The organism is Cytobacillus sp. IB215316 (assembly GCF_033963865.1).
GTDB lineage: Bacteria > Bacillota > Bacilli > Bacillales > SM2101 > Nanhaiella > Nanhaiella sioensis.
On the sequence record NZ_JAXBMC010000007.1, the window covers coordinates 19,823 to 40,356 of the forward strand.

The 20,534-nt window shown below is 33.8% G+C and carries 18 protein-coding genes; 12 read left to right on the top strand and 6 right to left on the bottom strand.

The window, feature by feature from the left end:
* The first annotated feature begins 36 nt into the window (after positions 1-36).
* The 8 genes from SLH48_RS12670 (at position 37) to SLH48_RS12705 (ending at position 10,558) form a co-directional block, all read left to right on the top strand.
* Positions 37-720, top strand: a complete 684-nt coding sequence (locus SLH48_RS12670) for an ABC transporter ATP-binding protein (protein WP_320258485.1) — start codon at positions 37-39, stop codon at positions 718-720.
* Positions 717-3,323, top strand: coding sequence for an ABC transporter permease (locus SLH48_RS12675; RefSeq protein WP_320258486.1), 2,607 nt, complete (start codon positions 717-719; stop codon positions 3,321-3,323). Before SLH48_RS12670 ends, SLH48_RS12675 begins: the two co-directional genes overlap by 4 nt.
* A gap of 763 nt (positions 3,324-4,086) precedes the next feature.
* Positions 4,087-5,841, top strand: coding sequence for a peptide ABC transporter substrate-binding protein (locus tag SLH48_RS12680; protein WP_320258487.1), 1,755 nt, complete (start codon positions 4,087-4,089; stop codon positions 5,839-5,841).
* Between the two features lie 146 nt (positions 5,842-5,987).
* Positions 5,988-6,914, top strand: a complete 927-nt coding sequence (locus tag SLH48_RS12685) for an ABC transporter permease (protein WP_214481766.1) — start codon at positions 5,988-5,990, stop codon at positions 6,912-6,914.
* Position 6,915: 1 nt separating this feature from the next.
* Complete coding sequence (locus tag SLH48_RS12690; protein ID WP_320258488.1) at positions 6,916-7,851, top strand: ABC transporter permease; 936 nt, start codon at positions 6,916-6,918, stop codon at positions 7,849-7,851.
* A gap of 91 nt (positions 7,852-7,942) precedes the next feature.
* The gene (locus SLH48_RS12695; protein WP_320258489.1) at positions 7,943-8,959 is read left to right on the top strand and encodes an ABC transporter ATP-binding protein; all 1,017 of its coding nucleotides are present in this window, start codon (positions 7,943-7,945) and stop codon (positions 8,957-8,959) included.
* Positions 8,959-9,927 (top strand): oligopeptide/dipeptide ABC transporter ATP-binding protein, encoded by a 969-nt coding sequence (locus tag SLH48_RS12700; protein WP_320258490.1) that lies wholly within the window; start codon positions 8,959-8,961, stop codon positions 9,925-9,927. The genes SLH48_RS12695 and SLH48_RS12700 overlap by 1 nt, the downstream gene beginning before the upstream one ends.
* A gap of 220 nt (positions 9,928-10,147) precedes the next feature.
* Positions 10,148-10,558 carry a hypothetical protein gene (locus tag SLH48_RS12705; RefSeq protein ID WP_320258491.1) on the top strand — a complete coding sequence of 137 codons (411 nt, stop codon included), beginning with the start codon at positions 10,148-10,150 and terminating at the stop codon, positions 10,556-10,558.
* A gap of 393 nt (positions 10,559-10,951) precedes the next feature.
* Here SLH48_RS12705 and SLH48_RS12710 read toward each other — a convergent pair whose 3' ends face one another.
* Both SLH48_RS12710 and SLH48_RS12715 read right to left on the bottom strand, forming a co-directional pair.
* Positions 10,952-12,328, bottom strand: a complete 1,377-nt coding sequence (locus SLH48_RS12710) for an MATE family efflux transporter (protein WP_320258492.1) — start codon at positions 12,326-12,328, stop codon at positions 10,952-10,954.
* Positions 12,329-12,342: 14 nt separating this feature from the next.
* On the bottom strand, positions 12,343-12,612 hold the full coding sequence (locus SLH48_RS12715) for a metal-sensing transcriptional repressor (protein ID WP_214481760.1): 270 nt from the start codon (positions 12,610-12,612) through the stop codon (positions 12,343-12,345).
* Between the two features lie 261 nt (positions 12,613-12,873).
* Here SLH48_RS12715 and SLH48_RS12720 point away from each other — a divergent pair, with 261 nt between their 5' ends.
* The 3 genes from SLH48_RS12720 to SLH48_RS12730 are packed head-to-tail and all read left to right on the top strand — an operon-like array spanning position 12,874 to position 14,808.
* Positions 12,874-13,239 carry a GntR family transcriptional regulator gene (locus SLH48_RS12720; RefSeq protein WP_320258493.1) on the top strand — a complete coding sequence of 122 codons (366 nt, stop codon included), beginning with the start codon at positions 12,874-12,876 and terminating at the stop codon, positions 13,237-13,239.
* Positions 13,239-14,114, top strand: coding sequence for an ABC transporter ATP-binding protein (locus SLH48_RS12725; protein WP_320258494.1), 876 nt, complete (start codon positions 13,239-13,241; stop codon positions 14,112-14,114). The genes SLH48_RS12720 and SLH48_RS12725 overlap by 1 nt, the downstream gene beginning before the upstream one ends.
* Positions 14,107-14,808: a hypothetical protein gene (locus SLH48_RS12730; RefSeq protein ID WP_320258495.1), complete on the top strand. Its 702-nt coding sequence runs from the start codon at positions 14,107-14,109 to the stop codon at positions 14,806-14,808. Before SLH48_RS12725 ends, SLH48_RS12730 begins: the two co-directional genes overlap by 8 nt.
* Positions 14,809-15,414: 606 nt before the next feature.
* Here the strand turns inward: SLH48_RS12730 and SLH48_RS12735 are convergent.
* From SLH48_RS12735 to SLH48_RS12745, 3 genes are read right to left on the bottom strand one after another with little or no spacing between them, the layout of a single operon-like run.
* Positions 15,415-16,113, bottom strand: coding sequence for a hypothetical protein (locus SLH48_RS12735; RefSeq protein WP_320258496.1), 699 nt, complete (start codon positions 16,111-16,113; stop codon positions 15,415-15,417).
* A complete protein-coding gene (locus SLH48_RS12740) occupies positions 16,110-16,985 on the bottom strand; it encodes an ABC transporter ATP-binding protein (protein WP_320258497.1) in 876 nt (291 codons plus the stop codon). The genes SLH48_RS12735 and SLH48_RS12740 overlap by 4 nt, the downstream gene beginning before the upstream one ends.
* On the bottom strand, positions 16,982-17,368 hold the full coding sequence (locus SLH48_RS12745) for a GntR family transcriptional regulator (RefSeq protein ID WP_214481754.1): 387 nt from the start codon (positions 17,366-17,368) through the stop codon (positions 16,982-16,984). Before SLH48_RS12745 ends, SLH48_RS12740 begins: the two co-directional genes overlap by 4 nt.
* A 504-nt stretch (positions 17,369-17,872) precedes the next feature.
* Between SLH48_RS12745 and SLH48_RS12750 the strand changes: the two genes are divergently transcribed.
* The gene (locus SLH48_RS12750; protein ID WP_320258498.1) at positions 17,873-18,880 is read left to right on the top strand and encodes a phosphotransferase enzyme family protein; all 1,008 of its coding nucleotides are present in this window, start codon (positions 17,873-17,875) and stop codon (positions 18,878-18,880) included.
* 440 nt (positions 18,881-19,320) lie between these two features.
* Here SLH48_RS12750 and SLH48_RS12755 read toward each other — a convergent pair whose 3' ends face one another.
* A complete protein-coding gene (locus SLH48_RS12755; RefSeq protein WP_320258499.1) occupies positions 19,321-20,514 on the bottom strand; it encodes an alanyl-tRNA editing protein in 1,194 nt (397 codons plus the stop codon).
* Positions 20,515-20,534 lie beyond the last annotated feature (20 nt).

Here is a 20,534-nt window from a genome sequence, read left to right on the forward strand (position 1 = left end):
ATATTAGAAGTACGTCGACTTTTGGAGGTTATACCATTGGAAATTTTAAAAATAGATAATCTGTCTAAAATATACGGTAAAGGTGACACGGCAGTTAAAGCACTTGATGATGTTACATTTTCGATTCATAAAGGTGAATTTGTCGCAATTATTGGACCGTCAGGATCTGGGAAGTCAACACTACTTCATATGCTGGGAGGTGTCGACAGACCTTCAAGCGGAAAAGTAGTAGTCGATAACACCGATATTTATCAGCTAAACGAGACTCAATTAGCTGTTTTTCGGCGAAGGCAAATAGGCTTAATTTATCAATTTTATAATCTAATACCGATATTAACCGTTGAAGAAAATATTACGTTGCCATTATTACTCGATGGACATAAAGTAGATAACAAGCTACTTAATGAAATCGTTACGACCATAGGGCTAAATAACCGCTTAGGATATTTACCAAATCAACTTTCAGGTGGACAACAACAACGAATATCGATCGGAAGAGCATTGATTAGTAATCCGACCATTATGTTAGCGGATGAGCCGACAGGTAACCTAGATAGCAAGAACAGTAATGAAGTAATAAATTTATTAAAACTGTTTAATAAAAAATATAACCAAACATTGATCGTCATTACACATGATGAAAAAATTGCTTTGCAAGCAGATCGAATTATATCTATTGAAGATGGAAGAATTGTCAAAAACGAGGTCATTCGTCCATGAATATTATTAACAAACTAACCCTCAGGCATTTGAAGAAAAATAAAAGGCGTACAATCGTAACCATTATTGGGATCGTTATTTCTGTTGCAATGGTGACGGCTGCAGCGACGCTTACGACCTCATTTATAAGTGCCTTGCAAGAAAATGCGATGGAACAAACTGGGGAATGGCATGTTGTCTACAATGATATTAATAAAGATCAGATTGAAAGTATTAAACAGGATGAGAATATAAAGGCAATGTCGCTTGCTAATGATGTTGGGACTGCTCTTTTAGAAGGAACACATAACAAAAGTAAGCCTTATTTATTTGTAAAAGAATATAATACGCAGGCATATAACCAATTTCCGTTTGAATTACTTGCTGGAAGATTCCCCACAGCAGATCATGAAGTCGTTATTTCTAAAGATCTCGCAACAAATATAGGTGGAAAATATGAAGTTGGTGACCGATTAACATTAGAAATAGGAGAACGATATGTAACTGGCGAGAGTGCTAGCGAACCTTTAGACCAAATGGTACCATTACAAAAGGCAGAAGGGGTTAACATTGAAACATTAATAAATACAAAAACACAAACTTATACAATTGTTGGGGAGATTGAAAGTCCATCATGGGATACAACATTATCTACACCTGGATATATGATTATTAGCTATTTGGATGAGAATTTATTTCCAGCAAACAAAACAGTTGATGCATATATTGCTCTAGATAAAGTCAGTCAATCTTTATATGATACCTCGAGTTCTTTAGCTGAAAAAAATAATATCGATGCTGATAAGATCCAATATAATACTCACTTGTTGAATTATTATGGTGTGACAGGTAAAGAAAACTTAAGAATGACCATCTTTGCTTCAGAAATCATTATTATAGTGGTAATTGTAGCTGGATCGGTAGCCTTAATTTATAATGCCTTTACCATAAGTTTTGCTGAACGTGCTCGATATTTAGGCATGTTAAGCAGTGTAGGAGCAACAAAGATTCAAAAACGTAATTCTGTTTTGTTCGAGGCAGCAATTGTCGGCTTCATTAGTATCCCAATAGGTATTATTATAGGGTTAATAGGTGTAATGATTACTCTCTCAATCATTAACACATTCATACAACAATCGTTAAATATAGATGAAAAACTATTAACACTAACCGTTACGCCAATGTCAATGTTGGTTGCAGTGGGTGTTTCACTACTTACAATCTTTATATCATGTTATTTACCAGCTCGGAAAGCTTCAAAAGTTTCAGCTATTGATGCCATACGCCAAACGCAAGATGTCAAGCTAACAGGGAAAGAAATTAAAACATCCAAAATTATTCGGAATTTGTTTGGAATTCAGGCTGAAATCGCTTTGAAAAATGTAAAGAGAAATAAAAAAAGGTACCAAATAACGATCTTTTCTTTTGTGGTGAGCATTATCCTTTTTATATCGGTTTCTTTTTTTACCGATCATTTACAAAAATCAATAGAACTTTCACAAAGGAACGTTAATTATGACATTCAAGTAACAACTAGAAATGAAGATACAACAATGTTAAAGTCTTTATCTACGCTAGATTATGTAACGAGTGCTAGTATTGTAAAAAAAATGCATCTATACTCTTGGATCGATGCTAACTTCGTACCTGAGGACGCTAAAAAACGGATAGGTCCTGCAGATAAAAAAGAAGGGGGAAAAATCCTTTATAGAGTAGATGTAAATGTACTCGATGAAGATAGCTTCGTTGAATATGCTAAGTCAATTAATGTAGACTCCGAAAAGTTGAAGAATTCGGATCAGCTTAATGTGATATTGATAGATACATTTAAACACATAGATGAAAATACGCAGCAAATAATTGAAGAAAAATCTATTTATGCACAACCTGAAATGAAAATAAGTTTAATTGACAAAGTTTTTGGAACAGGGAAACAAGCAGGGGAAACATTTATAAATTCTGTCCAAATAGCAGCCGTCACAGACCAATTTCCAATGGGGGATATTACTTTAGATTTCCTAGAATTTGAAATCATCATACCAGAAAGCTTAGTGGAACAACTGTTTCCTACTAATTATGTTCAAGACTTTTTTACGGATCTCTATTTAACATCTTCAGATCCAATGCAAACATATACTGAAATCGAAGAGCTAAATGATGCCAATTTCTCTATTTATAGTTCTCATGTAGAACGAAAACAAAACAAACAGCTGATGCTATTAATTAAAGCATTTTCCTATGGATTTACGATACTCATAACAGTGATATCAGTTGCAAATATATTTAATACGATTTCAACTAGTATTGCTTTACGTAAAAGAGAATTTGCAATGCTAAAATCAATTGGTATGACTTCTAAAGAGTTTAACAAAATGATTAATTATGAAAGTTTCTTTTACGGAATAAAGTCTTTGTTATATGGCTTACCAATTAGTATCGTAATCATCTATGCCATTCACCGGGCCATGATGAACACAATCAAACTTGAGTTTTCGATCCCTTGGGCGGATATGATAATTGTTATTATTGCTATATTTTTAATTGTAGTTGTATCTATGCTGTATTCCAGTAATAAAGTAAAAAAAGATAATATTATTGATGAATTAAAAATGGAGAATATATAGGTTATAAACGTAGTCTTGGGAAAGCACCTTCCTGAGACTACTTTTGTTATATGACTGAAAATTATTAATGAAAACATCCGTAGGTGTGTTTAATAACGGTTTCAATCTGGTGTCGCACACATTAATGAATGTCATACAAAACTAACACAATATAACATTTGATTAGTAAACCTATTAAATTTATGCTGTCCAATTTAAGTAAAAATACCAACATGGTTTCAAAAAGAAGAAAGATTGCTGTAGGCACTTTTCGTAAGCTGAATTCCTTTTCAATAAAATTTAAACAGGTAGCTAGTAGTTTTATAATTATAACAAGAATTCTAAAGAAGAAAAAAGCCAAGAACGCTACTTAAATACTTGTTTATTTTGTTAGTGTGTAACACTAGAGCAGAAGGATCTATATGTACAACATAGAAGATAAAAACATTGAATATTTAAAATATTTTTACAATGTGTATGGATACATATACACATAACTAACAAGCTCTTATCACCGTCCATAACTAAATACAGATTATTTATCCTTCAACAAAAATCCCTGTTTTTATCACACATCTGTATATGAGCACGTAATCCAATTTGTACATTGACCTCAAATACTTTGATACACATTTACCTTGGCACACATCTTGCAAAATACATATGTAAGAGCGTGGAACAATTGTAATCACTCTATGACAGCATCCACAGAAGATTGCAATAAAGGTTACCGGTAATGTTTCCGTAACTCAAGGCTCACGCAAAAATAAGAGGAGGGGAAATTATGAAAAAGAGAACAAGTTGGTTAATGGTTATGTTAACAGTTGTATTGGCAGTCGTACTTGGTCTTGCTGGTTGCAATAGTGAAGGAGCTTCACAGACATCCGATTCATCATCTCAAAAAAGTAACGAAAGTAGTAGTGATAATAACAATAAGGAAGCTGAAAGTACGAATAGTGAACAAGTTTATAACACCATTATGAGTGAGCCTACTTCATTAAGTCCTGTCTATGGTGCCTATACTCAAGATTTACTTCTCTTAAATAACATTCAAGAGGGGTTAATGAGAAAAGGACAAGATGGTGCTACTATTGAATATGGCTTAGCAGAAAGTCATGATTTTGAAAATAATACCTATACATTCTATTTAAGAGACGCAACATGGTCAAATGGTGAGCCTATAACGGCTTATGATTTTGAATTCGGTTGGAAGACTGTGATGGATCCACGTAATGCAGCAGAATATGGGTATTTGTTTGAAATTACATTAATTACTGGAGCGGCGGATTTGGTGTATATGGAAATTCCAGAAAACGAGGCTGAAGCTGAAACAGTTATACAAACTGCGAAAGATGCTGTAGGTGTCAAAGCACTTGATGATAAAACACTAGAGATTAAAGTGGATGGAGAAAGCCCAGCGTTTCTAGAGTTACTTGCTTTTCCATCGTTAGTACCAATTCAACAACAGTATTTTGAAGAAGTTGGCGGTGTAGATGTGTATGGAACTGAAGCAAGTAATATGCTTTATGCAGGTCCTTTTGTAGTAGAAGAGTGGTCCCACGATGAAGTAGTTGTTTTAGCGAAAAATGAAAAATATTGGGATAAGGATACGGTTCAACTTGATAAAATCAACATGCCATGGATTTCAGATGATAATACAAGAATGCAAATGTATGAGCAAGGTGATATTGATGGTGTAGCTCTCCCTAGTGATTATATTGATCAATATGCAAATAGTGATGAAGCAACGTTGCGTACAAGAGCAAATACGTGGTGGTTTGTATTAAACCAAGAAGCAGAAGGTCTCCAAGGTGAGTATTTAAGAAATGCAAAATTTCGTGAAGCATTAGCAATTGGCTTTGATCGTGCAGAAATGAGTCAAGTTGCATGGGGAGGAACACAGGTTCCTGCAGGTGGTATCATTCCTCCAGGTATGGCTGGTTCACAATCAGGTGTAGATTTCCGTTCTGAATTCACAGAAAATTCTAATTTGCTTAAATTTGATTTTGATAGAGCTAAACAACTCATTGAAGAAGCAAAAGCTGAGATTGGTGAAGACGTTCCAGAATTTGAATTAATTGTTTATCAAAGTGATGATTGGGCAAAAACAGGACAGTACTTACAACAAAAATGGGGAGAAATCGGTGTCCCATTTACGATAAAACAAACAGACTCCAAAATAAGAAGAGCATTAATGGATAGTAGAGATTACAATTTAGTAGCAGCAGGGTGGACTGCAGATTATGATGAGCCAAGTACGTATTTAGATTTATTTGTTTCAACAGGATCGTTTAACAAAAATGGATATGTAAGTGAGAAATACGATCAAGTACTTGAGGATGTTAGAGCAACGAATGACATGAAAGAGAAATTTAACTTATACGCTGAACTGGAAAGAATTGTTGTGTCAGATTATGCGTATATTCCTCTATCACATGATGGGTATTATAGTTTAGAAAGAACATATGTTGATGGTATTGTCACTCATGCTGTTGGTCCAAGATCATCATACAAATGGGCATCGGTAACAGAAAAGTAAAAAATACAAACTTAACTTCTATTGTTATTGCTTTAACTCGAAAGGTATGTACTAATTTGAATTTCAAAATAATCAAGGTATATGTTTTGTACATTTAACTTGACTACTCTTTTTTCAAGTCACACCAAGATAGGAGATGGATAAGTATGCTAAAGTTTTTCCTCCGGCGTTTATGTTTTATGATCTTAACTTTATGGGTAATATGTACGTTATCATTTTTCTTTATGAAAGCAATTCCTGGAACGCCTTTTGAAGAAGACAAAATTCCACCAGCAGTGTTAGAAAATATGAAAGCAAAGTACGGATTAGACAAACCAATACCAGAACAGTATGCAATATATTTGTCAAATGTTGTACAACTTGATTTTGGTGTATCGTACAGAATAAAAAATAGAGAAGTAACGACTATTATTGCAGAGAAAATTGGACCTTCTGCGGCAATCGGGTTGCAAGCAGTTGCGTTAAGTATCCCATTTGGAATATTACTTGGCATTATTGCTGCGATATGGAGAAATACATTAATAGATTATTTAGCTGTTGGTATTGCCGTATTTGGATTCGCAATTCCAAGCTTTGTAGCAGCAGTACTACTCCAATATGTAGTTGCAGGGAAACTAGAATTATTACCTATTGCGCAATTTGAATCGTATAAACATACGATACTACCTTCGTTAGCAATTGCATTAGGAGGTTTTGCATATTACACAAGGATGATGCGTTCGGAGCTACTCGAAGTATTAGGACAAGACTATATAAAAACTGCAAAATCTAAAGGGTTGTCTCAGCCTCTTGTTCTTATGAGACATGGTTTAAGAAATGCGATGATTCCACTCATCACTAGCTTACCAGTTGTAATCATTTTCAGTATGACAGGCTCGTTAGTCGTTGAAGAAATCTTTGCCATCCCAGGTATTGGTAAGGAATTAGTAACTTCAGTCATAACACGAGATTATACAGTAACGATGGGTTTGACGTTATTTTATGCGATTTTATACATCATTAGTCTATTTATTGTGGACCTATTGTATTCTATTGTTGACCCAAGAATTCGTATCATAGGGGGGACTGAATAGCATGAATACAGATCCTATGATTCAAGATAAGAGATTCCAGCCTTTAGACAAGAGTATCTATAAAGCTGATCATGATAAGCAGTATAAAAGTATGTCTTTTTCTCAAGATGTTTGGCGCCGTTTAAAAAAGCATAAACCAGCCATGATTTCATTGTTTTTCCTAATAGTGATTACTTTTATGGCGTTTGCTGGTCCATATATGAATGAACATGATGCAGACTACCAAAATTATGACAGTATTAAAATGGAACCCACGATGGAAAATGATTATTGGTTTGGCACAGACACATTAGGTCGAGATATGTGGACCAGGACGTGGGAAGGTGCAAAAATATCTCTACTCATTGGTGTTGTCGCAGCAACATTAGATGTTATTTTTGGTGTTGTTTATGGAGCTATTGCGGGTTACTTTGGAGGAAGAATTGATTTTATCATGATGCGTTTTATAGAAATAATCGTAAGTATACCTAACATTATATTTACAATTTTACTATTAATGGTCATTGACCGAGGAATATTAGCTATTATTATCGCAATTGCTCTTACAGGTTGGGTGGGGATGGCCCGCCTCATCCGTGGTCAAGTAATGAGCTTAAAAAGTAGAGAATACGTATTAGCAGCACGTTCTTTAGGAACAAAACCTATGAAACTCATACGTGTACATCTTATTCCTAATATGGTGGGTCCAATGATGGTAAACATGTCTTTTACGATACCGGCAGCTATTTTTGCTGAAGCTGTACTGAGTTTTATTGGTTTAGGTGTACCATTACCAGATGCGTCTTTAGGATCTTTAGTCAATGATGGAAGAAAGTTACTTCTTTTAGAACCACACTTGTTATTTTTCCCAGCAACGATTATTACTTTGATTATTCTTTCGTTCAGTATTTTTGGAGACGGTTTACGTGATGCAGTAGATCCAAGACTTCGAAAATAACAGAAATGTTCCATGTTAATTTATTCAATGTACTAAATATCAATATCCTTATAATCAACTATTTTTTTCAGCTTAGGGGGGTATAGACTTAATGAAAAAGCTATTAGAAGTAAAAGATTTATACTTTTCTTTTGATACATTTGAAGGTGAAGTTGAAGCAATACGAGGAGTAAGCTTTGAAGTGAAGAAGGGAGAAGTAATCGCCTTAGTAGGAGAATCAGGTTCTGGAAAAAGTGTTACGTCTCAAACCATTGTCGGGTTAAACCCAATGCCTCCAGGGCGCTATAAATCAGGTGAAATACTATTCGAAGGAAAAGATATATCCAAACTAAACGATAAAGAACTGCAAAAAGTACGTGGCGCTGAAATATCAATGATTTTCCAAGACCCGATGACTTCGTTAAACCCAACAATGAAGATTGGCAAACAAATTAGCGAGGGTCTAATAAAGCATCAAGGGTTATCAAAGGAAGCTGCTAAACAAAAAGCCATTCAAATGCTTAGTTTAGTAGGTATTCCTAACCCTGAAAAACTATTAAATAATTACGCACATCAATTTAGTGGCGGAATGAGACAACGTGTCATGATTGCCATTGCATTAGCTTGTAACCCGAAGCTGTTAATTGCAGATGAACCCACTACTGCACTTGATGTAACGATACAAGCTCAAATTATAGATTTAATGAAAGATTTACAAAAAAAGATCGATACATCCATTATTTTAATTACACATGACCTAGGAGTTGTAGCTAATATTGCACAGAGAGTCATGATTATGTACGCTGGAAAGATTGTTGAACAAGGCTTTTTAGAAGAAATATTTTATAACGCTAGGCACCCTTATACATGGGGATTGTTAAAGTCTGTCCCCCGTCTAGATTCGAGGGAACACGGAAGGTTAGCATCAATTCCTGGTACACCACCACCATTGAATAACCCACCTAACGGCTGTCCATTTGCAGAGCGCTGTGATTATGCTATGAAAATTTGTGCCGAAGAATATCCTTATGAAACTACTAAATCACTAACTCATAAAGTAGCTTGTTGGCTTGAGGATCCAGCGGTTCCTCCGATACATCAGCCTATGCATATAGGAGGACATGTATAATGGGAAACGTTAAGCCGTTACTAAAAGTGAAGAATTTACACAAAGAGTTTAAAGTTGGAGGAGGTCAGAAGCTTAAAGCAGTAAATGACGTATCTTTTACTGTAAATGAAGGTGAAACTTTTGGTTTAGTAGGAGAGTCAGGTTGTGGAAAATCAACAACAGGAAGAACAATATTGCAGTTATATGAAGCTACAAGCGGTGAAATTATATTTGATGGTGAAGACATCTTAAAAATGGACAATAAAAGAAAAAGAGCCTTACACAGTGATATCCAAATGATCTTTCAGGATCCATATGCATCATTAAATCCAAGGTTAACAGTCACTGAGATCATTGCTGAAGGAATGGATGCACAAAAAATGTACAAAAAGAATAAAAAGGCAAAGCTTGCACGAGTATACGAGTTGTTAGAATTGGTTGGCTTAAATAAAAATCATGCAAACAGGTATCCACACGAATTTTCTGGTGGACAGCGTCAGCGTATAGGTATCGCTAGAGCACTAGCAGTTCAGCCGAGATTTATTATAGCAGATGAACCAATATCAGCGTTAGATGTATCTATCCAAGCACAGGTTGTTAATTTATTTCAAGAATTACAGGAAAAGCACAAGCTAACTTACTTATTCATCGCTCATGATTTAGCGATGGTCAAACATATATCTGATCGCATTGGTGTCATGTATCTCGGTAAACTAGTTGAAGTAGCAGAAAGTTTAGAATTGTATGAGGATCCACTTCATCCGTATACACAGGCTCTACTTTCAGCTATACCTATCCCAGATCCAGATATTGAACAAAGCAGGGAACGTATCGTTCTGCAGGGAGACGTGCCAAGTCCAATGAACCCTCCTAGTGGCTGTCATTTTCGCACAAGATGTCCTTATGTCAAAAAAGAATGCGAAGAAATAAAACCTGAGCTGGTGGAGGTCAAAAAAGGTCATTTTGTTGCTTGTCATTTATATGAATAGCATGTCAGAAATACATTATGTTGAACATCTAAATCTTTAATAATCTATGTTCAATATTTACTAATGAGCTCTTGTTGTCATTTAATAGTTATGTTATTTAATGTTGTAAAACGAGATTTTTTAGAACATTATATGCAACTAGACACGAGCTGTATATGAAATTAATAACAACAACCTATGCAGATAGATCATTACTCATTGTAAGAAAGGAAAGATATTTGTGTATTCTTACAAACATACAAAATACATCTTAAGTATTTTTATATTACTGTTATGTATCGTGTTAAGTTTCTTATTTGTCAATGATAAAGGTTTTATATTTACTCTAACAAACTACACATTTATATTTGGATTACTTATGTTAACGCTTTGCACGATTTTTTATTTATTGGAGCGTTGGTTCACTCCTGTTTTTTTGATGAGTTCGGGTAAAGATTTTCGGTCGAAAGAAAAACATGCTAACAGCTTAGTAGATTACAAGGTTGATCCTGATACGATAAAAGAGCAAGAACAGCAACAAATGCAAAAAAATATTCTTAAAAAAGAAATAGTCAACATTCAGTTAACAGTCGCAGTTACCTTACTTACTGTTGCGGTTGTGCTAAACCTTGTTTACTATCTGATTCAATAAGAGATAGGTTATAATGTGGTTGGACCTTCAGATTTTTCCATATTCTAAATTATTAGTTTCATCCTTGTTAATTTATAAAACTTACACACGAAGATAAATAAATGAGCATAACAAAAGGGAGTCTTATAGATTACATTCTAAATCTTATTACTCCCTTTTTATTTATGTCTGAATGAAGTACTTTTTTCCCATTTATTGTAGTTATCATACTAAGCACAAAACATGTATACTCCAACATTTCGTGGCATCTTTTCTTCTATATAGCGATGACTTTTGATAGAAAAACGTATTTATAATCTAGTATAGGAACGATAGTAGCAAAGTTTTCGAATAGAGTTTTTTTAAAAAAAATTGAAAATGTAATAAGAACAAAGTTCTTTATAATTAACAAAGTTATGCTTCCAACTTTGTTATATTATTTATCCAATTATTATTTTTATATCGTATCCACAAAAAGATTGCTCTAAATAAGTTATCTAAACCAATTGCAATCCATATGCCCGCAATTCCAAAACCAAAGTATAATCCTAGTAGATAAACACCTAGTGTTCTAATTAACCAGATCCCGATTGCAGTTGTATACATCGGAAATTTAGTATTTTCACCGCCTTGATAAATGCCTGTTAAGATGAGAACAAATGCAAGAACCGGCTGAATAAATGCATCTATTTTCAATGCAAGAGTGATTTGTTGAATAACATTAGTATCTGTTGTGAAAAATGATGCTGCCCATTCTCCAAAGAAGAAGAGTAGTAGACCAAAAATAGTCATAGCAATCGTGCCAATTAGAATCGAATAATTCCCATACCTTTGTGCTCCTGCAAAATCTTTTTCTCCAAGCTTTTGACTGACTAATGTGGTAGCTGCTGTTGCAAATCCATACCCAATCATATAAGAAAATATTTCAATATTTCCTGCAATTTGGTGGGCTGCGAATGTGTTTGTTCCAAGAGCAACAATCATCCCAAAGTAAAGCACCTGGCCGACTCTCATAACAAGTCTTTCTCCAGCAGCTGGGGCACCTAATGTAATTAATTGTAGCTGGGACTTTTTATTAATCTTCCAATTTTTTTTCTTAAATGCAAGAATGTTCGATTTTGCTAAGTAGATTGTTAAGCCAATTACACCAATAAACCTAGAAATGACAGTAGCAAAGGCAGCGCCCGCAAGGCCGAAAGAAGGGATAAATAAAAATCCAAAAATCAGAATATAATCTAATAATATATTTAATAGGTTGATCGTAACACTTATTTTCATGGGTGTTTTAGTATCACCAGTTCCTCGCATAATGCTACTAAGTACAAACATTAGTGATATTAAAATTGAAGGGATGGCTACAATTTGAAAATATGTAACTGCAGCGCTTAACACATCGTGTTCTACACCCATTAAGAGTAATAGAGATTCAGCAAAGAATATCGATATAACACCAAAGAAAATACCAAATAATGTCGCCAAAATAATGGCCTGTTGGCCAATTTGACTCGCTTTTTCCTTGTTATTTGCTCCTATATTTTTCGCTACGTAAACATTAGTCGCAACCCCTAACGACATAAATACTGCAAAATAAATAGCCAAAATAGCGTTCGTAACTCCGACAGCAGACACTTCAATTAAACCAAGCTTTGAAACAAATAACGTATCTACAAATCCAAGTATTGTTTGAAAAAAATTCTCGATTACTGCTGGTAATGCTAGAGCTAAAATTGTGATGATTAAATGTTTTGTAGTTTCCGATGAATTCTTTTGTTGTTCAATTTGATGCTCCATTAATATACCTTCCTCTAACGTATAAATTTGTCAATAGCGTCGTTTAATTTATCCATTACTTGATCATCACCTTCTTTGACAGCTTCGACTACACAACCCTCAAGGTGGTCCTTTAGTATCAGTTTGCCACAATTGTCAAGTGCTGAACGAATAGCGGCTATTTGAATAAGTAGATCACCGCAATCTCTATCTGATGCAGCCATATCTTTCACAGAACGAACATGTCCTTCAATCCTGGCTAACCGATTTACTATACTTTTGCGATGTTTATGATGTTCTGACATATGTTATCACCTCACTGATCACTATATCCCCTAGGGGGGGTTATTTGCAAGCCCAAAAATACGATTTAATCAAATATCTTCATAGCATAAACTATTTCCCATTTGCTATAAGTTTACTAAGTGAAGCGCCCATCATAGAGAAATAACTGTATAGTCCACAAAAAAAGTAAAATAATTTTTTATATAGAAAGTATTGACATTTTATTCAAAAACATTTAAGTTAGTTACATAAGTAGCTAACCAATGAAGGAAGGAACCATTATGGATCAAAAATTAAACAGTGAAAAACCCATTTTTTCTCAAATCGCTGAAAATATTGAATCAAGTATCTTAGATGGGTCTATTAAGGAAGGGGAAAAAGTACCTTCTACAAATGAGTTTGGCAAATATTATCAAATTAACCCTGCTACAGCAGCAAAAGGAATTAATCAGCTTGTGGATCAAAAGATATTATTTAAAAAAAGAGGGATAGGTATGTTTGTCACAGATGGTGCAAAAGAAATGATTTTCGAGAAGCGGAAAAAAGATTTTTACAATGATTACATCATTCCATTAAAAGCTGAAGCAAATAAGCTTGGTTTATCTAAGGAAGAACTTTCTATTTTGATTAACAAGGAGGAAGAATGATGAAAATATATACACAAAACCTTAGTCAGAAGTATGGTTCCAAAACAGCATTACACAACCTTAACATCACGCTTGAGGAGGATAAAATTTATGGGCTATTAGGTAGAAATGGGGCAGGGAAGACGACATTTATGCAAATACTTGCAGGTCATATATTACCAAGTAAAGGTAAAATATTAATTAATAACGAACAACCTTTCAATAATCGAAACGTGTTAAAAAGTGTTTGCCTAATTAATGAAAGTAATAATTTTAAAAGAAAATTAAAGCTTAAACATGTACTACACGTTGCATCTAAATTTTATCCAACATGGTCAAAGCAAACAGCCGATCATTTACTACATGTGTTCAATTTAGACCCGAATATGAGTGCTAGATCATTGTCTAAAGGGATGGAATCTGCATTAGGTATCATCATAGGACTTTCAAGCGGAGCAAAAATTACCATTTTTGATGAACCGTATATCGGTTTAGATGCATCAGCACGATATAAGTTTTATGATCTTTTACTAGACGAGTATAAAAGGAATCCTCGAACGTTTATTTTATCAACCCATCTAATTGATGAGGCGAGTAATTTATTTGAAGAAATTTTGTTAATCCAGGAGGGGGAGTTGCTCCTACACAAAACGGCAGATGAATTACAAGAAATGAGTCTTCAAATAAGTGGGAATATACAAGCAGTTAATGAGTATTGTCATGAAAAAAATGTTATTTTTGAGAATGAGATGATTGGAAGAAAAACAGCTATGTTATTTGGTGAAAAATTAAACATCCAAGAGGCAAAATTAAAAGGCTTAGATGTAGGGCGGTGCAATATTCAGGAATTAATGGTTCACTTGACAGAAAAAGAAGGGGGACGCTTATATGCATAATGATATTCGAGCAACCTTAAATTATTTTATTTATGATTTTCGCTTCACGATAAGTATCTTTTGGGTTGTGTTGTGTTCAAGTTTAGTAGTACTTTCTATAGCTTCATTATCTCTTGACTCAATTGTGAGAATAAATACTAGTTTAGCGGTATACATTTATGCTGCTATTGCTGGATTTTCAATTACTAAAGAAATTTTTCCTAATTGTATTAGAATGGGAGCGACACGGAATAACTACATTATAGCAGCTAGTTTTTTCGCTATTCTTTTAGCCATTTTTATGTCTGCAATGAATTTACTCGTATCTTTTATTTTTCAATTAATAACTACTTCGCCGGAACTATCAAATTTAGCGATATTTTACACTTTAGATGCTACAACATTATCATTTACATGGTTCAATCACTTTTTCATTGACTTTGTCATTTGTCTTTTCATCATATCAGTCGGTTTCTTCTCTAGTGCTATATTCTACAGGTTCGGTCTTATTGGCGGGTTCGTCAACCTAGCTTTGCTAGGTATATTCATTTTAATACCTAACCTCCGTGACTTATTTATAGATTTTGTTATGAGTATAGAGGGGCGCACGATAGACTTAAATTTTGGCGCAGTTACGATAGTTGTAATCACATTTATTTTCCTAACATGGATAGTATTAAGAAGAGCTTCTTTAGTACAAAGTGTATCTAGATAGATAGTTATGGAACGGAAGGATATTTTACGATGAATATACTCTTAGACTTTGTTCCTATTGATATCAAACTAGAACAATAATATGTATTATTATACGTTTTTCGTTGTATTACTTAAGGTTAGCTGATACGAATTATGTTACCTTGTATACTTTCTTAAAAAGAAAAACAACAATTCATACGAAAACAGCTATAAATTAAGTGATAGATGAAATTTCTTACCACTTCAACAAGGTTGCATAATGGGAACACCTGGAGGAATAAGAATTTGAAGCACTAATAATAAAACGATACGATCAATTTTAAAATGATCGTATCGTTGGTAGTTATGAAGGTTAATTTTTCAGGATCTAATTAACCGTCGTAATATGGAAATTGGTTAAAGGACTTCCTAATATAAGTAATAGTTCAATTGTACATCTAGCTTTAGGATCACACTTTTTGATTGAGAATATGTCTATAGCTGAGTAAATAGTAGGCAATGTCGGTCTAATACACTATAAATGCGGCTAATCTGCATAGATATCTATATAATATTCTCGTGCTAATTACAATATGAGAAAAAGAGTTAAAGCATATCGTACAACTTCTATGAGAAGTTTGGTCAATTAAGCGTTTCTTGCTTTCATTACAAGTGGAGCATGTTTCATCATAGGGAAAGTGCATATTAACAAACAAAATCCTATAAATCCTACAATTGTAAATGTATAAATGACATTTAATTCAAAAACCCACTCCAATAAAGAAGTAATGTTAATAATATTTATTAATATTGTAATAAGAAGGTTAAATGTGAAAAAAATGATTAAGAAATTTCGGGTTCCTAGTCTTTTCCAACTGACGGTAAGAAAGGCACTTAGTCCAAGTAATAAAAAACCAACCATCAAATCAATCCACACATATGCTAGAATATGATAATTCATTGAATAAAACATGCCTGGATGAAAGAAGGATAATTTGTGAACACCTAATTGATTCAATGTGTGCATAATAAAATATATAATATTTAAAACGGTAATAAAGCAAATAACCATAATGGAAGCGATAAAATAGTATGACTTTAAAAACTGTTTTCGAGTACTGCCTAGGCCTATTAAAACTGGGAAGGAATAAACAATTCCAATACACGCAATTGTACAAATAGCTCCATATATCGGGCCGAAAAGGGAAGCAGAAAAACTGACTTCAAAAATAACCCCAATTGCTATAAAAATAACAGCTAGCCCTAATGTTATCGCTGAAAATAACAATAACCACCAACGCATATCTTCGAATAACAGTCTGTATGTTCCTTTTACAGCATTCATACATTAACCACCTTCTTAGTCGTAGTCATGTTAATTAAATAGCCTTGTAAAGTAGCTTTTTCAATCAAGAGATTTTGTTCAGAAGCAATTTTTTTCCATTCTTTAGAGTATGGAGCATCAATCATAATTTTAGTTGTAGAGCCTATTTTTGAAGATTCTATGATTTTTGCATGCTTCGACACTTTATGAATATCTTCTTCAGCACCTGATAGGAGAATACCACGTTCACGCATTTCTTCCATTTGATGATGGAACAATACTTTTCCTTCATGTACAACAACTAGCGATTCACATAAAGGTTGAATTTCCTCTATATGGTGGGTGGAGAGTAAAATTAATCGAGGATGGTCTTCATAGCTTTCTAATAATACATCATAAAACTGCTTGCGCTTCACTGCATCTAAACCATTTGTTGGCTCATCTAGAATTGTCACGGTAGCGTTGCTTGCCAAGCCTAGTATGATTTGTGCTGCGGTTTTCATTCCTTTAGAGAATTTAGTAATTTTCTTTTTTACAGGTAATTCGAATAGATCACACAAAGATTTTGCTAGCTCATGATCCCAATTTGGATGAAAATATTGACCGTATTTTAATACATCCTGTACTGTCCAATTTTTACCGAAGGGATGGTTTTCTTGAATGTAACATATATGTTGCTGTGCAGATAAGTTGTTGTATGGATTTTGATCCATAATGGTGATTTCCCCATTATCTGGTCGGTCATGTCCTGCTAACAAACTCATAAGTGTTGTTTTTCCAGCTCCATTTTTCCCCCATATACCGGAAATAATTGGTGCATCCTCCTTAAATGAAAAATGATTCAACACAGGTGTCTGATGGTATCCGTAAGTGACATTTTGTACATTAATCATGATTCACTCTCCTTATCTTTTTTCTGTTGTCCTCTTATTAAGTCAATAATCATTTCTTCATCAATATGAATGCGGCGTGCTTCTTCAAGTAAAGGCATGATGTATTCTTCATAAAAATGTTGTTTTCTTTCTATAAGCAATTTTTCTCTCGCTCCTTTTGCAACAAACATTCCAACACCTCGTTGCTTGTATATGATTCCTTTATCAACAAGGGACTGCAAACCCTTTCGTGCGGTTGCAGGATTAATGTTATAGAATCGTGAAAGCTCATTTGTTGATGGAACTTGCTCTTCAACTTTTAACCTTCCGTCAACGATGTCATCCATTATCATCACAGCAATTTGTTGGAAAATAGGTTGAGATTCATCAAGAGTTGATTTCATTTGTGCCACCTCACTTTACGTAAAAATACAGGTTAGTTGTATAGTTAGTCACTCATGTAACTAACTATACAGGAGATTTTTCTCTCTGTAAAGATGATTCTAATTAAAAGGTGAATACACACATACTCGGCATGCCACAATTTTTAGGGGTTAAACTGGTACTAAACCTTCAAACTCTATGTAGTTATTTTAACTAAGTAATAAATACTCAATCTTGCAAAGGTAATGAATTTTTTAATAATGGGGTCGCTGAAAAATGATGTAGTGCAATTTTAAAGTAATTCCGCTAGCTGAACTATGTTTCCTATTACCAGATACTGTGAAAAATAGTTTATACAAAAAATAAATAAAAACTCAATGGATGATCAGCTTTTTTATGGCAAGTTTGATTACAAATGATTCTTGCTATTTCTAAATGCTCATACATCAATTAGAGTTGACATTAGGAAACAAACTAAATAGATTATTTCAATCTTTATTTATAGTAGTAGGGAAGTTACATTTATGGAACAAGAACAAAGTGGTGTAATAACAAAAGATAAAGCATTATATAAGGTAGCAGAACTTGCGACAGAGAAATATGATGTACAAGTTGATGAGTTAGTTTTTCTAAGTGAAGAAACTAACATCTTATATAAACTTAAAGATCATTTAGGTTACACATATGTCATGAAGATCTTTCAAGAGGAATCTAGTTCTTTAGAGGATAATCTTACGGAAATATTCTTTATGGACATTGTAAATAAAGCAAATTACGTCTCTGCTCCGAGAATGATCTCAGGGAAAGATGGGGAAAAATTACAAGTTATTAAATCAAAATATACTTCTACACCCAAACGTGTTGCTTTATATAGTTGGTTGGAAGGTGATGATCTAGAGGGGAATGAAAGTGAGAAGCGCTTTATACAATTAGGTGAGTTAACTGCTCGTCTGCATAAAACAACTTATGGGATACAGATTCCTTCAAAAATTACTCCAAAAACATGGGATAAAGTATTTTATTATCAGGGAGAAGAAGCAATCTATAAACATGAAAAATACCAGAAGTTTTTGTCAAAAGAATACCATCAAATAATGGATGGGATCATTCCTTTTTTAAATGATCAATTATCGACTTACTATAAAAATAATAATGAAGACCTTCAATTAATACATGGTGATCTAAACCCATCGAATATTAAAGTTAACGGGGAACAAATGCATTTAATAGACTTTGAGGATTCTATGTTTGGGTTGCCAATACACGACATATCCATTATGTTGTATTACTACAAGTATGAGGAGACGCAAAATTTTGATGAAGTAAAACGTTTTTATTTTCAAGGTTATAGAAAGGTCCGCGATTTACCTAATATAACTGACTACGAGCTAGAGCTATTTATGACCGCTAGAAGAGTGAACTTCTTGAATTATATATTGGAAGTTAGTAATGATCCTGTAGATTTTATTGAAACTAGTTTACCTAGAGTTAAAGAATTTGTCGAAAAATATAATATTAACCTATTGAAGTGAGTTCGTTAAAGTATGACTTTTTTCGTTAACTTTGTTGCTAGTTATATTAGTGCTTAATAATTGAAAAAGTAGGGAAGATGCCCCGATCACTAAATGTATACATGCTTATATCTTAGAACGCACAGCAACAATCAATGCGAAAACAGCCTAAAGTACTAAACAGGGTGAAATATATAACCCAAAAATGCTATTTCTTTAATGTAATAGGAGGTGGTGAAGTATAAGTTCTAATAATTAATACTGTTTGAGAAAGATGGTCCTTATTGTAACTAAAATAGCATTGCTCGTATAAATTAAGCATCGTTTTAAATAATGGTACGTTAAAACGCTTTCATTGAGAGGTAGCCAAAAAATAATTACCCCACTTGCTATCACCCCCAAAATCATATGATGACTTGGGGGTATGTATTCGTACTCACTTTAACTTTGTGTTAAAAATACTATATCTTTTCGCTAACCTTACTATTCTTAGTATACTCTTTTACAAAAGTCAAAAATTTTGTAGCATCACTAGTTGATGAAAATGAGACTTGTGCTTGTTTGTCGTTTCCTCCGCCTTTACCTTCATACTCTTTCGCATGCTCTTTAACCATAGCCCCGATATGTATATCAAATTTACCGTCTTGTGCTATCAATAGTCGATTTTCGATCGTTGATAGTAATAACACGATAGCCTGCTGTTTTGCTAAAATTTGTTTTGATATGATTTGTAAGTCTTTACTACTGTAATCCTTTGATATAAAGTGTATAACATGGTCATTTGCTTCGTGAATTAACTGATCCGCCACATATGAAAATAATTGACTTTTTACCTCGCTTAGATCTTTTTGAAATTGCCTTCTTTCTTGTTCCATTTTGTCTAGCTTATTTACAAAATTATCCCTACTCGTACTTAGCTTTAAACCGATATTTGATATTACTGAATGTGCTGATCCATAATCAGCTAATGCTTTAAAGCCACATACGAAGTATAGTCTTGTTTTGCCCCGATGCTTTTCGGTTTTAAGTAGCTTTAGCATACCTATTTGTCCTGTAGATTCCACATGTGTACCGCAACATGCTGACACATCTATGCCAGTAATTTCAACGATCCTAATATTTTCAGATACTTTCGGAAGTTTACGTAATCGTAATGAAGGTAATTCTTCATTAGACACATAATAAGTTTTTATTTTCCTATTTTCAAAAATATATTTGTTCACCTGTTGCTCTACTTGGAACAATTGTTCATCAGAAATGCTAGGTGTATCCAAATCAATGGATACAGTATCAGACCCAAGGTGAAAGCTTAAAGTCTCCATTTCAAACAGTTCAATACATACAGCCGATAATAAATGTTGCCCAGTATGATGTTGTGTATGATCTATACGTCGTTGTTTGTCAATTTGACAATCCGCCTCACCAATGTTTAATGGCGCTGTCACTTGATGAACGATACTTGTACCATCTTCTTGCACATCAATAACTTCTACACCATTAATCGTTCCATGATCTGCTGGTTGTCCTCCACCTTCTGGATAAAATGCTGTTTCTTCAAGAATAACGAAGTAGTTATTATCCTTTTCATATTTATGTGTAATGACAGTTTGCCAAGTAGTCATATTTGGGTCTGAATAATAGAGGTTCGTTTTCATTATTTTACACCTTTCCCACG